We start from the raw sequence: 13,961 nt of genomic DNA, 5'->3' as shown, positions 1-13,961 counted from the left end.
AAGGTGGCCGAGCGAAGCGAGGACGGGTGAGAGCAGCGCGGCCAACCGGCGTGGGCTGCCCTCACCCTTCCGCCGCCTGACGGCGGCTCCCTCCCTCTCCCACAGGGAGAGGGATTTACTCACCCCCCACCTCCGGCACGACCATCGGCGCCTCGGCATCGGCCATGTCGCGCCGCGACACGCGCACCGCTTCCTCCGCCGTCGTCACCCCGTCGCGCACCAACTGCCGCGCCGCCGACCCCAGCGTCGGCGCATGCAGGAACGCATGCCGCGCGATCAGCGCTTCGTCGCCGCCATCGTTGATCAGCCGCCGCACCGTCTCGTCGATGCGGATCGCCTCATAGACACCGACGCGGCCCTTATAGCCCGTCCCCTGGCATTGCTCGCAGCCGACCGCCTGATAGACGATCGCCCCCGGCTCGAACCCGAGCAGCGCCGCGACCGACGCATCCGCCGCCACCGGGCGCCGGCACACCTCGCACAAGCGCCGCACCAGCCGCTGCGCGATCACCGCGCGGAGCGTCGATGCCAACAGGAACGGCTCGACCTTCATGTCGCGCATCCGCGTGATCGCGCCGACCGCGTCGTTGGTGTGGACCGTCGACAGCACGAGATGCCCGGTCAGCGACGCCTGCACCGCGATCTCGGCGGTCTCGCGGTCGCGGATTTCGCCGACCATCACGACGTCGGGATCCTGCCGCAGGATCGCGCGCAGGCCCGCCGCGAAGGTCAGCCCGACCTTGGCGTTGACTTGCGTCTGCCCGACGCCCTCCATCGCATATTCGACCGGATCCTCGACCGTCAGGATGTTGCGGCTGCCATCGTTGAGCAACCGCATCGAGGCGTAGAGCGTCGTCGTCTTGCCCGAGCCGGTCGGCCCGGTGACGAGGATGATCCCGTTGGGCTCGGTGATGGCTTCCTTGAGCAGTTGGTTGATCCCCGGCGTCATGCCGAGCACGTCGAGCGTGATCCCGGCATTTTCCTTGTCGAGAATACGCAGCACCACGCGCTCGCCCGCCCGGCTCGGCAGCGTCGAGACGCGGACGTCGAGCAGCTTGCCGCCCAGCGTCAGGCCGATCCGCCCGTCCTGCGGCACGCGCCGCTCGGCGATGTCGAGCCGCGCCATCACCTTGACGCGGCTGACGACGACGGGAGCGACGTGTGGCGGCATCCGCAGCGTCTCGCGCAGCACGCCGTCGATGCGCATGCGGACGACGAGGCCGGTCTCGTACGGCTCGATATGGATGTCCGACACGCCGTTGCGCGCGGCGTCGGCGATGATGCCGTTGATCAGCCGGATCGCGGGGGCATCGTCGGCGGTGTCGAGCAGATCGTCGGCGGTGGGGAGATGATCGGCGAGCAGGTCGAGTTCGTCGCCGAGGCCGAGCGTGCCGGCGGCCATCGCGGCGGCCTGGCCGTCCATCGCATAGGCCTCGGACAGCAGCCGGTCGAATTCGGTCGCGACGACGAAGGTCACGTCGAAGGCGCGCGCGAGGTGGCGGCGCAGTTCGAGCAGGACCTTGGGGTCCGAGCCCTCGCGCATCGCGACGGTCAGGTGGTCGTGGGTGGGGTCGAGGACGACGCCGAAGCGGCGTGCGAAGGCGTAGGGGATGGTTGCCGCTGCCACGCTTGTCAGCGCCAGAAGATCGATCTCGGCCATCCTAACGCGCTTTCCCGGCGCAGGCCGGGGCCAAGTCGCGGAGGTCAGGCGCATCGCGCGCAGCGTCCGAACACTCAGCCGCCCGCCCCTGGGCCCCGGCCTGCGCCGGGGAAGCGCAGAAGGAGAAAGCGGGACCGCGCATCGCCATCACCGGTCCCGCTTCGTGCGGATCACCGTGCTCGAGCTCCGCTGCACCGGCACCATGATCCGCGGATCCTCGATATTCCCCGGCACCGGCGCGCTCGGGATCGGTGGCGCCGCGCCCATATAATCGCGCACCAGCTGGTCGATCGACGGCTCGTCATTGGGCATCGCCAGCCCCTGCTGGAGCCGGAGATAGCCATAACGCTGCTCGGTCAGCTTGCGGCTGTCGTCGGCGGTGCGCAGAATCGTCGGACGGATGAAGATCATCAGATTGGTCTTGGTCCGCGACTTGGCCTTCGAACGGAACAGGTTGCCCAAGCCGGGAATGTCGCCGAGCAGCGGGATCTTCTCGATCGTCCGCCGCTCGTTATCGTCGAGCAAACCGCTGATCACCGCAATGTCGCCATCGTCGACGGTGCGGACGGTCTCGACCTCGCGCTTGTTGAGGATCAGGTCGCTGTTGCTGCTCGACACCGGCCCGGCGATCGAGCTGACCTCGAGCCGCAGGTTGAGCTTCACCGTTCCGCTCGAATTGACTTGCGGGCGCACCGTCAACTCGATCCCGACATTCTCGCGCTGCGTCGTCTGGAAGGCATTGTCGAAATTGGTCGACAGCGCCTTGCCCGTAGTGATCGGGATTTCCTGCCCCACCAGGCTGTGTGCCTCCTGATTGTCGAGCATCACCAGATGCGGCACCTGGAGCAGGTTCGACGTCGTGTCGCTCTTCACCGCGTTGATGATCGAGCCGAACACGGTGTCGCCGATCTTGCCCGCCCAGCCGCCAAAGCCGCCGTTCGCGCCGAGCACCGAGCTGATCGCGCTTTGCGTCAGCGAATCGCTCGACGAGCTGCCGGTGCTCGTCGTGACGGTCGCGCCGTTGATCGTCGTCGTCGTCGTCGCGAGCTGCCGCGCGCCGATCGCGCCGGCGATGGTGAGCAAGCTCGGCGCCGAATTCTGGAAGCTCGACGCGGCGAACGCGCCACCCTTCAAGTTCGCGATCGCGAATTGCGCGCCGAGCGAGCTCGCCGTCTGGTCCGACACTTCGGCCACGATCGCCTCGACGAGCACCTGCTCGCGCCGCGTGTCGAGCTGACGCACGACGTCGGCGAGCTGACGCTGGACTTCGGCGGGCGCGGCGATGACGATTGCGTTCGCCCCGACGAAACGCGTCACGACCGAGGCGGTGCGCCCGCCCGAAGTGATCGCAGTCTGCGTCGGTGCGTTGCCGGTATTTCCTGTGTCCTGCTGCTGGACCGCAGGCGTGTTCGCGGGGCGCGAGCTGGGATTGTTGCCGTTGCTGCCGCCCGACTGGCTGTTGTTCCCGAAGTTCGACGCCGACAATTGCTGGTTGGTGATCGGCGATGGCGTCTGCCCGACGAGCTGCTGGAGCACCGGCAGCAATTGCTCGGCATCGGCGTTTTCGAGGAAGATCACCTTGATCTCGGTGCCGTTCTTCGCGCGCCGATCGAGATCCTCGGCCACCGCGGCGAGCCGCGCGACCGAGGTAGCATCGCCCCGAATCGCGACCGAGTTCGAGCTGTTGACCGCAACGACGCTGACCGACGTCGCGGTGCCTGCGGGCGCTGCCCCCCCGGCACCGCCCGCGCTTTGCCCGGCGAGCGCCTGCAACGCGGTCGCGATCTCGCGCGCGCCGGCATTCTTCAGCGCGATGATCCGCGTCGAGGCGGTGTCGGTGTCGATCCGGCGCAGTACTTCGCGCACGCGGCGCACATTGTCGGCAAAGTCGACGATGACGAGGCTGTTGCCGCCGCGATTGGCGGTGACCGAGCCTTGCGGCGAAATCAGCCCGCGCACCGTATCGACCGCCGATTGCGCATCGATCGAGCGCAGCCGGACGATTTCGGTGATGTAGCTGTTGCTCGTCGCGCCGCGCGAGCCGATGCGGCTCGGCTGCGACGCGGCGTTATCGGTCGGCTGGATGCGGAACGCGCCATTGGTCGTCGGCACCGCGACGAGCCCGTTGGCACGCAGCGTCGAGAGGAAGATCTCGAAATATTGCGACTTGCTCACCGGGTGATCGGTGACGACGGTCACCTTGCCCTGCACCCGCGCGTCGATGATGAAGGTCCGCCCCGTCACGCGGGCGGCATCGGCGATGAACGCGCGAATATCCGCATCGCGGACATTCATGGTCTGTTGCGCATGCGCCGCCGTGACAAGCGTGATCGCGAGGATAGGCGCCAGGATTCGTTTCTTCATTGCCCCGCAATCGTGATGACGAGTGGTACAGTGTCTGCGCCACGCTCGACCGTAAAGCCAAGCGTGCCGCCCTTTGCATATTGCGCGCCGAGACGCTCGATGTCTGCAGCGCCGCCGACCGGCTTGCCTGCGATCTGCGTTATGACGTCACCGTCGCGCAGCCCCGCCGCGCGGAAGCCCGCGCCGTCGCCTTGCTGCCGCACCGTCAACCCCGTCACGCGGCCGCCGTCGATCCGCGGGATGAAGCCGACATCGCGCCGCAACTGCGCAAAGCTGACGCCTTGCGGTCCGACCGCGGCGGGCGGTGGCGCGGTGATGGCTGCGGGTGCGCTGCCGCCGATCAGCGGTGGCCCGTTCGGCATCGCGGGCGCGACCGGCGCTTGCTCGGTCTGCGGCAGATAGAGATCCTCCGACACGCCGCCGCGATCGATCGTGACGTGATCGAACGCAACCGCCTTCAGCCGCACCCCGGGCATGATCTCCTGCCCCACGCCGATGCTTTGCTGGACGCCGTCAGGGCCAGCGATGATCGCGGAGCCACCGCCCTGCGCTTCGTCGATCCGCACGCCGAACAGCGAGAGCTGGAGCGTGGTGACGACCGACGGCCCCGCGATGTCGCCGCCGCTCGCGCGGTAGAACGGATCGAAGCCGCGAAGGATCGCCTCGGGGGATCCGGGCACGCCGCCTTGCTCGGGCCGCCAGATCCCGACCGGGCCCACCGGCGTTAGCACCGCCCAGACGAGCCGCGCGCTTTGCACGGCGAGCCCCGCGATCAGCGCCAGCTCGAGCGCGGAATAGACCGTGGTAACCGGAAACCGTCGCAGAAAGGCCCGCGCCCGCGCATCCAAAACCAAGCGCATGTGGAACCCATCCCCGATCGCGACGCCATATTACAGCCCGTGTTACCGTTCCGCGGTGCCGCTGTGAACCTTGTACGTGGCGGCCGCTGAATCGGACGCGCTGCCAGCACCTGGAAAATGCGCGGAGTCTTTGGCAAAGTGTGTCGCGTGACCGATGCTCCTGCCTTCCCAGCCGCCCCCAGCTTCGGTTCGGGTCTCGATGCAGCGGCAATGGTCGCACATCTCGCCGCTCTGCCGGGGGTCCAGCGTGTTCCGTCTCCCAAGCTGACGTTGTTCGTGTGCCGCAAGTTCCTCGATGCCGAGACCTGCGCCCAGGTGCGCGATGCCGTCGATGCGACGCGGCGCCCTTCGACGGTGGCGGACTTCAACGGCGACCGCGCGTTTCGCACAAGCGAGACCGGCGATCTCGACTCGCTCGCCCCGCTGACGCAGTGGCTCGACGCGCGGATCAGTGCGTTCACCGGGCTCGACCCGGCGCACGGCGAACCGATCCAGGGGCAGCGCTATGCGGTTGGCCAGGAGTTCAAGCCGCACACCGATTATTTCGAACCGGGCGGCGTGGATTTCGATCGCCATTGCCGTGTCGCGGGCAACCGCACCTGGACCGTGATGCTCTATCTCAACGACCCCGAAGCGGGCGGCGCGACGCGCTTCAAGGCGATCAACAAGATCATCCAGCCCGAGACGGGCAAGCTGCTCGCCTGGAACAACCGGCAGGCCGATGGCACGCTCAACCCGGCCACGCTCCACCACGGCATGAAAGTCCGCGCGGGGACCAAATACGTCATCACCAAATGGTTTCGCGAACGCGCCTGGCGGTAACGGAAAAAGCCGCCAGACCCATGCGGATCCGGCGGCTGCGATATGGTGGGCGCGGCAAGGATTGAACTTGCGACCCCACCCGTGTGAAGGGTGTGCTCTACCACTGAGCTACGCGCCCGTTGCCTTTTCCGCCGGTACGGCGGGGCGAAACGGAGAAGGGCGGCATTGACGCCGCCCTGTTGCAGTCTCTTAAAACGAGCCGGCGCCGCTTGTCCAGCGCCGATGCCCAGAATTTCCGAGTCAGGCGATCAGTTGACCGAATCCTTGAGGCCCTTGCCGGCCTTGAACTTGGGCTGCGACGATGCCTTGATCGTCATCGGCTCGCCGGTGCGCGGGTTGCGGCCGGTCGACGCCTTGCGCTTGCTGACCGAGAACGTCCCGAAACCGACGAGACGGACTTCATCCCCCTTTTTCAGCGCGGCCGACACGGCTTCGAACACGGCTTCGACGGCCTTGCTTGCATCACCCTTGGTCAGACCCGACGTGTCGGCCACCGTCGCGATCAGTTCCTGTTTGTTCATGGCCACGAAACCCCCGTTTAAAAAACTACTGAAATGATTCCCAGGCGAAAGCCGGTGGCGCAGTAAGGCGGCTCGCACCGGGGCTGTCAAAGCAAAAACATCCCCGCCGTCGGTCAAAACGGCGAGGATGCAGTATTATACGCCGATCCGAGCTCAGTGGTGCAGTTCACCACCGATTGCCGGGACGCCCGCCGGGGGCTGTGCCGCCAGATCGTCCGCTTCGGTCCAATCGATCGCCGTCAACGGCGCGGTTAGCGCAAGACGGAGCACCTCATCGACATGCGCCACCGGGATGATCTTGAGCCCGTCACGGATATTCGCGGGAATATCCGCCAAGTCCTTCTCGTTCTCGTGCGGGATCAGCACCGTGGTGATGCCACCGCGCAACGCCGCGAGCAGCTTTTCCTTCAAGCCCCCGATCGGCAGCACGCGACCGCGCAGCGTCACCTCGCCGGTCATCGCAATGTCGCGCCGCACCGGCACGCCGGTCAGCGTCGAGACGATCGCCGTCACGATGCCGATGCCCGCCGACGGACCGTCCTTGGGCACCGCACCTTCGGGCAGATGGATGTGGATGTCCTTGCGCGCGAAGATGCTCGGCTTGATCCCGTACGACGGCGAACGCGCCTTGATGAAACTGAACGCGGTCTCGATCGATTCCTTCATCACGTCGCCGAGCTTGCCGGTGATCTTCGCCTGACCACGCCCGGGCACGGTGACGCTTTCGATCGTCAGCAATTCGCCACCGACTTCGGTCCAGGCGAGCCCGGTGACCGCACCGATCTGATTCTCTTCTTCACCCAAGCCGTGACGATACTTCTTCACGCCGGCGAAGTCGGACAGATTGTCGGGCGTTACGGTGACGCTCGTCGTCTTGCCCTCGAGGATCTGGCGCAATGCCTTGCGCGCGAGCTTGGCGATCTCGCGCTCGAGCGTGCGGACACCCGCCTCACGCGTATAGTACTGGATCAGCGCGCGTAGGCCCTCGGTGGTGAGCGTGAACTCACCTTCCTTCAACCCATGCGCCTCGATCTGCTTCTCGATCAGGTGGCGTTCGGCGATTTCGACCTTCTCGTCCTCGGTATAGCCTTCGAGCCGGATGATCTCCATTCGGTCGAGCAGCGCCTGCGGGAGGTTGAGCGTGTTCGCGGTGGTCACGAACATCACGTCCGACAGATCGACGTCGATCTCAAGATAGTGATCCTGGAACTTGGCGTTCTGCTCGGGGTCGAGCACCTCGAGCAATGCCGACGCCGGATCGCCGCGGAAATCCTGGCCGAGCTTGTCGATCTCGTCGAGCAGGAACAGCGGGTTGCTGGTGCCGGCCTTTTTCAGGTTCGTCACGATCTTGCCCGGCAGCGAGCCGATATAGGTGCGGCGATGCCCGCGGATCTCGGCTTCGTCGCGCACGCCGCCCAAGGACTGGCGGATGAATTCGCGGCCGGTCGCCTTGGCGATCGACTTGCCGAGCGAGGTCTTGCCGACGCCAGGCGGGCCGACGAGGCACAGGATCGGCCCCTTCAGCTTGTTGGTGCGCGCCTGCACCGCGAGATATTCGATGATTCGGTCCTTGACCTTCTCGAGCGCATAATGGTCCTCGTCGAGCACCGCTTGCGCCGCCGAGATATCCTTGCGGATCTTCGACTTCTTGCCCCACGGGAGGCCGAGCAGCACGTCGAGATAATTGCGCACGACGGTCGCCTCGGCGCTCATCGGCGCCATCGTCTTCAGCTTCTTGAGCTCGGCGGTCGCCTTGGTGCGCGCCTCCTTCGAGAGCTTCATCGTAGCGATCTTCTGCGTCAGCTCGGCGATCTCGTCGCCTTCGCCATCATCGCTCTCGTTGCCGAGTTCGCGCTGGATCGCCTTCAACTGCTCGTTGAGATAATATTCGCGCTGGGTCTTCTCCATCTGGCGCTTGACCCGCGACTTGATCTTCTTCTCGACCTGCAGGACGCCCAATTCGCCCTCCATGAAGGCGAACACCATCTCGAGCCGCTTGGCCGGATCGCGCTCGATCAGCAGCGCCTGCTTGTCGCTGACCTTGACCTGGATGTTGGCGGCGACCGCGTCGGCGAGCTTCGAGGGATCCTCGATCTCGCCGAGCTGAACCGCAGTCTCGGCCGGCAGCTTGCGGTTGAGCTTGGCGTAATTCTCGAACTGGTCGATCACCGAGCGCATCAGCGCCTTGAGATCGGGGCTGAGATCGTCTGGCGTGAGTTCGCCGACGCGGTCGCCCAGCTCGGTGCTCGCGGCTTCGAGCTCGTCCGAACCGGCATCGCAATCGAGCATCTCGACTTCGGCCGACAGATAGCCGTCGCTCTGGACGAGCGAGGTCAGCGCGGCGCGGCGCTTGCCCTCGACCAGCACGCGGACGGTGCCGTCGGGCAGCTTGAGCAATTGCAGCACGACCGCAGTGACGCCGATCTCGTACAGATCGTCGCGATCGGGGTCGTCCTCGCTCGGATCGAGCTGCGCGACCAGGAAAATCTCCTTGTCGGCGGCCATTGCGGCTTCCAGGGCTGCGACCGACTTGTCGCGACCGACGAACAGCGGCACGATCATGTTGGGGAAGACAACGATGTCGCGCAGCGGCAGGACGGGATAAGCCTGAGTGGACGGGGTGGAAGAAGCTTGGGTCATGGATACTCCGAGATCGCGACAAGGCCGCGTGCTTGCCCCCTTATATGGGGGGAGTTGCCGATCCATCAATCGTCGTGCGATTTTGGGCGGAACGATCGCGATCGCGGCGCTGCCGCAGGCGATCGGTGCCGCGGGGCGCGGTGGCGACGCAGTGGCCCGCGCGATGATCGCTGCGGGCGGGCGCGACCGGCTGGCGCGCGTCCGCGTGCTGACGTGGAGCGGCATGGCGCGGATGATGCTCGGCAAGACCCCGGTCGACTTGCACGTCGAAAGCCGGATCGAGCCGTTCGCACGGTCGCGGTCCGACAGCTGGCTCGTCAGCGAAACGCGCAGCGCCGCGCGGACCGTGATGATCGAGCGCGACACCGCCTTTCTGGTGCAGGACGGCGCGCAGACGACGCTCGCCGCCGCGCAGGCACGCTTCGAACGCCAGCGGCTCGGCGCGTTCGCCTATCTGCTGCTTGCCCCGGCGTTCGTTTCCACCGCGGGCTATAACCGGCTCAACGCCGCGCGCGACGGCTATCCGCCGATCGCACTGACGCTCGATCGCGACGGACGGATCGCCACGTCCGATTATGTGCTGACGGCACCCGAACCCGGCGCCCCCGCGATCCGCCAGCATTTCAGCTTTGCCGGCAGCGTGAACGCGCAAGGCGTCCGCTTCCCGCGCGTCACGACGATGCTACAGGACGGCCGCCCGTCGCTGCGCCTGACGATCACCGATTTTTCCGTGGAACTGAGCCCCGCATGATCCCTGTTCGTATCGCGCTCCTGTCGAGTTACCTCGCGCTGACCGCCGCCGCCCTGCCGACCAAGGGCGAGCCGCCGCTGACGGCGCAGACGCAGAAATCGGGCGGGCCGATCGACCCCGAGCAAGCCAAGCTCGGCTTCGACGCCGCCGACCTCGCGTTCGAAGTGCTGCCCGAGACCGAGACGCTGCGCGGCGTCGCGACCCTGCGCTTCACCGCCAAGGCGCCGCTCGCCCGACTCGTGCTCGATCTCGACCGCAACCTGCCGGTCGATGCGGTATCGGTCGACGGCACACCGCTTGCGTCATCGGCCTGGCGCAATCCAGAGGGCCAACTCGTCATCACGCTGCCACGCATGGTCGCGGCGGGTGGGCACGTCACCGCCAAGCTGACCTATGGCGGCACGCCGCACGTCGCGGTCAACGCACCGTGGGACCCCGGCGTCGTCTGGGCGAAGACGCCGAGCGGCGCGCCGTGGTTCGGCACGACCGCAGAGGGCGCCGGGTGCGACCTGTTCTGGCCGTGCCTCGATTTCCCGACCGGCGAGCCGGGCCTCGTCACGCTCCATATCACCGTGCCCAAGGGCCTCAAGGCGCCGTCGAACGGCGTGCTGCTCGGGGACGACACGCTCGCCGATGGGCGCACGACATGGAACTGGCGGGTCAAGCACCCCAACACCTATGGCATCGCGCTGACGGTCGGGCCGTTCGAGGAGATTTCGGGCAGCTACAAGAGCCGCTACGGCAACACGATCCCGATGGCCTATTGGTATCTCCCCGGCGAAGAGGCCAAGGCAAAGGCGCTGTTCGCCGAATTCGCGCCGACGCTCGATTTCTTCGAGAGCGAGGTCGGCCCCTACCCGTTCGGCGACGAGAAGCTCGGCGTGGTCGAGACGCCGTACAAGGGCATGGAGCACCAGACGATCAACGCTTACGGCAACGGCTATGCCAAGGCGCCCGAAGGCTTCGACTGGCTGTTCCAGCACGAATTCGCGCACGAATTCTTCGGCAACCAGCTGACCGCCGCCAATTGGGACGATTACTGGCTGCACGAGGGCTATGGCAGCTACATGCAGCCGCTCTACGGCCGCTGGCGCGAGGGCGAGGCGCGCTATGCGACGATGCTGTCCGACCAGCGTAACAAGATCGCCAACCTCCGCCCCGTCATCGCCGGCAAGATCCGCACCGAGGAAGAGGTGTACGAGATCAGCAAGGGCGGCCCCGGACAGGACATCTATTACAAGGGCTCGTGGATGCTCCACAGCCTGCGGACCCTGATCGGCGACCGCGCGTTTCGCGATGTGACGCGGTTGATCGTCTACGGCCGGCTCGACCCTCGGCCGGGCAATTTCACGCCGCGCTACGCGTCGACCGCCGACTATGAGCGGATCGTGCGGCGTGTGACGGGCAAGGACTATCGCTGGTTCTTCGACGTCTATTTGCGCCAGGCGGCGCTGCCAGAATTGGTCGAGACACGCAGCGCGACCCGGCTGACATTGCATTGGCAGGCGCCGGGCGGCGGGGTGTTCCCGATGCCGGTCGATGTGCAGATCGGCGGGCGGATCGTGCGGCTTGCGATGGCGGGCGGCTTTGGCAGCGTGACGGTCGCGCGCGGAGCGCATCTCGTGATCGATCCGAACGCCAAGCTGCTGCGCCGATCGATCGCGATCGAGGATTATCAAGCATGGCGCGACGCAGCGGCAAAGGCCGCCAAACCCTCCAGTTGACACCGCGGTGTCATAGCTGAATACTACAGCGCTGTTGCAAGGGGCTTGGCCATGAATTTCATCCCGTTGGACTCGGTCGGGCTTCCCGGACTCGCGGCGTTTGCGATCGGCATACTCGCGGGACTGACGGCGCTGCTGCGCGCGCGCGCGCGTGGCCGGAGCGCCCCGGCCAGCCCCGATTCAGGACGCCGCAACGCCTCGATCCTGTGGATCGTCGTGCAGGGCTTGGGGATCGGCAGCGCCGGGCTCGGTCGGATCCGCATCGCGCTCGATCCGCTTTCGGCGAAAGCGCTGATCGAGGCGGGCGTTGTGCTTGCGCTGATGCTGGCGGCGGCGTGGCTGTTCGATTCGGCGTCGCGCGCGATGGGGCGGAACTGGGCGCTGGTCGCACGGACGCGCGACGACGGGCAATTGGTCGAAACGGGACCGTTCGCGCTGATCCGCAACCCGATCTACGTCTCGCTGGCGTTCGTGATGATCGCGATGGCGATCGCTTATGGTCACACCGCGAGCCTCATCGTCGGCATCCCGCTCTTCACGCTCGGCACATGGATGCGCGTGCGGCACGAAGAGGTGGTGCTGCGCGCAGCGTTCGGGCCCGCGTTCGATGCCTATGCCGCGCGGGTCAAACGCTTCGTGCCGGGCGTCCTATGAACTGGCTGGCCGCAGCATCGACCAGAAGCGCGGACCGCCCTTGGGCACGCTCCATTCGGCGGTGATCTCGAACCCGAGCGCGCGGTAGAAAGCGAGGTTCCGCTCGGCTGCGGTTTCGAGATAGGCCGGGAGCCCGCTCCCCAGGAGGCGATCGAGCCCGCCGCGCACCGCAGCCGCGCCGAAGCCCCGGCCCTGTGCCGCGGGATCGCAACCCGCGAGGTGAAGATACCACACGGCCTCGCGCGGGAAATGTGCCGAGATCGCGCTCGACACCGCCAGCGCACGGCCGATCGATCCGCCGAGCGCGCGCCACAGCGGCCAGGCATGGAGCAGCATCGTGAGCATGCTGTCAGACGTTTGCCCCGGCGCACGCCACAGCGTCGCCGCCTCGCCGCCAGCGGTCACCAGCCGGATGCCGCTGGACGCATCGGAATCGAACAGCACGCCAAACAGCCGCGGCAGCCGGAGCGCACGGTCAGCAGGATCGGGAAAGATATAGGCCATCGCCGGATCATCCGCGAAAGCGCGCGCGAGCAGCGCGACGATGCGGGCACGATCGGCGGTGCCGACGACCCGGACACCCGCGACAGGGTCAGCGTTCCGGTCGGGACGCACGACGGACCCGTGCGAAGGCGTCATCGGACGCCTTCGCGCACGCAGCGCCCTGTCCCGCGAACGGGACAGGGGCTGACCAGATTAGGCCGCGCCGGCGCCGGCCTTTTCCTTCTTGCCGTAGACGCGGATCGGCTCCTTGCGGCCCTCGATCACGTCCTTGTCGATCATCACTTCCTCGACGCTGTCCATACCGGGCAAGTCGAACATCGTGTCGAGCAGGATGCCCTCGAGGATCGAGCGAAGCCCGCGCGCGCCGGTCTTGCGGTCGATCGCCTTCTTGGCGACCGAGACGAGCGCCTCGTCGGTGAAGCCGAGCTTGACCGCCTCCATGTCGAACAGCTTCTGATACTGCTTGACCAGCGCGTTCTTCGGCTCGGTCAGGATCGTCACCAGCGCAGGCACGTCGAGATCTTCCAAAGTCGCGATGACCGGCAGGCGGCCGACGAACTCGGGGATCAGGCCGAACTTGAGCAAATCCTCGGGCTCGACTGCCTTGAGCGTCTCGCCGGTGCGGCGTTCCTCGGGGCTGGCGACATAGGCACCGAAGCCGATCGACTTGCCCTGCAGGCGGTCGCCGATAATCTTCTCGAGGCCGCTGAACGCGCCGCCACAGATGAAAAGGATGTTGGTCGTGTCGACCTGCAAGAACTCCTGCTGCGGATGCTTGCGGCCACCCTGCGGCGGGACGCTGGCGGTGGTGCCTTCCATCAGCTTGAGCAGCGCCTGCTGGACGCCCTCACCCGAAACGTCGCGCGTGATCGAGGGATTCTCGGCCTTGCGGCTGATCTTGTCGATCTCGTCGATATAGACGATCCCGCGCTGCGCCCGCTCGACATTGTAGTCGGAGGCCTGGAGCAGCTTGAGGATGATGTTCTCGACGTCCTCGCCGACGTAACCGGCTTCGGTCAGCGTCGTCGCATCGGCCATCGTGAACGGCACGTCGAGGATGCGCGCGAGCGTCTGGGCGAGCAGCGTCTTGCCGCAGCCGGTCGGCCCGACGAGCAGGATGTTCGACTTGGCGAGCTCGACATCGGCGCCCTTCTGGCCGTGGTTGAGGCGCTTGTAATGGTTGTGCACCGCGACCGACAGAACGCGCTTGGCGCGCTTCTGGCCGATCACATAATCGTCGAGCACGTCGCAGATTTCCTGCGGCGTGGGCACGCCGCCATCCTTCTTCGAGACGAGCGCCGACTTGGTCTCCTCGCGGATGATGTCGTTGCACAGTTCGACGCACTCATCACAGATGAACACCGTCGGTCCGGCAATGAGCTTGCGGACTTCATGCTGCGACTTGCCGCAGAAGGAGCAATAAAGCGTGCTCTTCGAATCGCCGCCGCTGAGCTTCGTCAT

General features: G+C 66.5%; 11 protein-coding genes and 1 tRNA gene. 4 read left to right on the top strand and 8 right to left on the bottom strand.

Annotated features, from left to right (window positions below):
• Positions 1-115: 115 nt before the first annotated feature.
• From ACP7C5_RS06110 to ACP7C5_RS06100, 3 genes are all read right to left on the bottom strand, one after another.
• Positions 116-1,660: a GspE/PulE family protein gene (locus tag ACP7C5_RS06110; protein WP_426263548.1), complete on the bottom strand. Its 1,545-nt coding sequence runs from the start codon at positions 1,658-1,660 to the stop codon at positions 116-118.
• Positions 1,661-1,807: 147 nt separating this feature from the next.
• Positions 1,808-4,024, bottom strand: a complete 2,217-nt coding sequence (gene gspD / locus ACP7C5_RS06105; protein ID WP_426263547.1) for a type II secretion system secretin GspD — start codon at positions 4,022-4,024, stop codon at positions 1,808-1,810.
• On the bottom strand, positions 4,021-4,884 hold the full coding sequence (locus ACP7C5_RS06100; protein WP_426263546.1) for a type II secretion system protein N: 864 nt from the start codon (positions 4,882-4,884) through the stop codon (positions 4,021-4,023). The genes gspD and ACP7C5_RS06100 overlap by 4 nt, the downstream gene beginning before the upstream one ends.
• A gap of 210 nt (positions 4,885-5,094) precedes the next feature.
• On the opposite strand from ACP7C5_RS06100, the gene ACP7C5_RS06095 reads away from it, so the two are divergent.
• Complete coding sequence (locus ACP7C5_RS06095; RefSeq protein ID WP_426263907.1) at positions 5,095-5,706, top strand: prolyl hydroxylase family protein; 612 nt, start codon at positions 5,095-5,097, stop codon at positions 5,704-5,706.
• A 43-nt stretch (positions 5,707-5,749) separates the two neighbouring features.
• Here the strand turns inward: ACP7C5_RS06095 and ACP7C5_RS06090 are convergent.
• From ACP7C5_RS06090 to lon, 3 genes are all read right to left on the bottom strand, one after another.
• Positions 5,750-5,824, bottom strand: a tRNA-Val gene (locus tag ACP7C5_RS06090).
• A 130-nt stretch (positions 5,825-5,954) separates the two neighbouring features.
• Positions 5,955-6,227, bottom strand: coding sequence for an HU family DNA-binding protein (locus tag ACP7C5_RS06085; RefSeq protein ID WP_133191967.1), 273 nt, complete (start codon positions 6,225-6,227; stop codon positions 5,955-5,957).
• Between the two features lie 153 nt (positions 6,228-6,380).
• Positions 6,381-8,867 (bottom strand): endopeptidase La, encoded by a 2,487-nt coding sequence (lon, locus tag ACP7C5_RS06080; RefSeq protein ID WP_426263545.1) that lies wholly within the window; start codon positions 8,865-8,867, stop codon positions 6,381-6,383.
• A gap of 82 nt (positions 8,868-8,949) precedes the next feature.
• Between lon and ACP7C5_RS06075 the strand changes: the two genes are divergently transcribed.
• Genes ACP7C5_RS06075 through ACP7C5_RS06065 form a run of 3 tightly spaced genes read left to right on the top strand, consistent with a single transcriptional unit; the run spans position 8,950 to position 11,996 of the window.
• Positions 8,950-9,618, top strand: coding sequence for a hypothetical protein (locus ACP7C5_RS06075; RefSeq protein WP_426263544.1), 669 nt, complete (start codon positions 8,950-8,952; stop codon positions 9,616-9,618).
• Positions 9,615-11,342: a M1 family metallopeptidase gene (locus ACP7C5_RS06070; protein WP_426263543.1), complete on the top strand. Its 1,728-nt coding sequence runs from the start codon at positions 9,615-9,617 to the stop codon at positions 11,340-11,342. The genes ACP7C5_RS06075 and ACP7C5_RS06070 overlap by 4 nt, the downstream gene beginning before the upstream one ends.
• Positions 11,343-11,393: 51 nt before the next feature.
• A complete protein-coding gene (locus ACP7C5_RS06065) occupies positions 11,394-11,996 on the top strand; it encodes a methyltransferase family protein (RefSeq protein ID WP_426263542.1) in 603 nt (200 codons plus the stop codon).
• Here ACP7C5_RS06065 and ACP7C5_RS06060 read toward each other — a convergent pair.
• Complete coding sequence (locus tag ACP7C5_RS06060; RefSeq protein ID WP_426263541.1) at positions 11,991-12,635, bottom strand: GNAT family N-acetyltransferase; 645 nt, start codon at positions 12,633-12,635, stop codon at positions 11,991-11,993. The genes ACP7C5_RS06065 and ACP7C5_RS06060 overlap by 6 nt on opposite strands.
• A gap of 57 nt (positions 12,636-12,692) precedes the next feature.
• Positions 12,693-13,961, bottom strand: a complete 1,269-nt coding sequence (gene clpX, locus ACP7C5_RS06055; protein ID WP_010186846.1) for an ATP-dependent Clp protease ATP-binding subunit ClpX — start codon at positions 13,959-13,961, stop codon at positions 12,693-12,695.

The organism is Sphingomonas sp. PWP1-2, assembly GCF_049898305.1.
In the GTDB taxonomy this organism is placed as follows: domain Bacteria; phylum Pseudomonadota; class Alphaproteobacteria; order Sphingomonadales; family Sphingomonadaceae; genus Sphingomonas; species Sphingomonas glacialis.
The sequence above is the reverse complement of the archived record's forward strand: the minus strand, read 5'-3'. Positions and strand labels throughout refer to the sequence as shown.

Excerpts from the sequence above, each read along its gene's own strand:
- ACP7C5_RS06095 (WP_426263907.1), top strand. The coding sequence starts at position 5,095 with ATGGTCGCACATCTCGCCGCTCTGCCGGGGGTCCAGCGTGTTCCGTCT.
- lon (WP_426263545.1), bottom strand. The coding sequence starts at position 8,867 with ATGACCCAAGCTTCTTCCACCCCGTCCACTCAGGCTTATCCCGTCCTG.
- gspD (WP_426263547.1), bottom strand. The coding sequence starts at position 4,024 with ATGAAGAAACGAATCCTGGCGCCTATCCTCGCGATCACGCTTGTCACG.
- ACP7C5_RS06085 (WP_133191967.1), bottom strand. The coding sequence starts at position 6,227 with ATGAACAAACAGGAACTGATCGCGACGGTGGCCGACACGTCGGGTCTG.
- ACP7C5_RS06100 (WP_426263546.1), bottom strand. The coding sequence starts at position 4,884 with ATGCGCTTGGTTTTGGATGCGCGGGCGCGGGCCTTTCTGCGACGGTTT.
- ACP7C5_RS06065 (WP_426263542.1), top strand. The coding sequence starts at position 11,394 with ATGAATTTCATCCCGTTGGACTCGGTCGGGCTTCCCGGACTCGCGGCG.
- ACP7C5_RS06070 (WP_426263543.1), top strand. The coding sequence starts at position 9,615 with ATGATCCCTGTTCGTATCGCGCTCCTGTCGAGTTACCTCGCGCTGACC.
- ACP7C5_RS06110 (WP_426263548.1), bottom strand. The coding sequence starts at position 1,660 with ATGGCCGAGATCGATCTTCTGGCGCTGACAAGCGTGGCAGCGGCAACC.
- clpX (WP_010186846.1), bottom strand. The coding sequence starts at position 13,961 with ATGACGAAGCTCAGCGGCGGCGATTCGAAGAGCACGCTTTATTGCTCC.
- ACP7C5_RS06060 (WP_426263541.1), bottom strand. The coding sequence starts at position 12,635 with ATGACGCCTTCGCACGGGTCCGTCGTGCGTCCCGACCGGAACGCTGAC.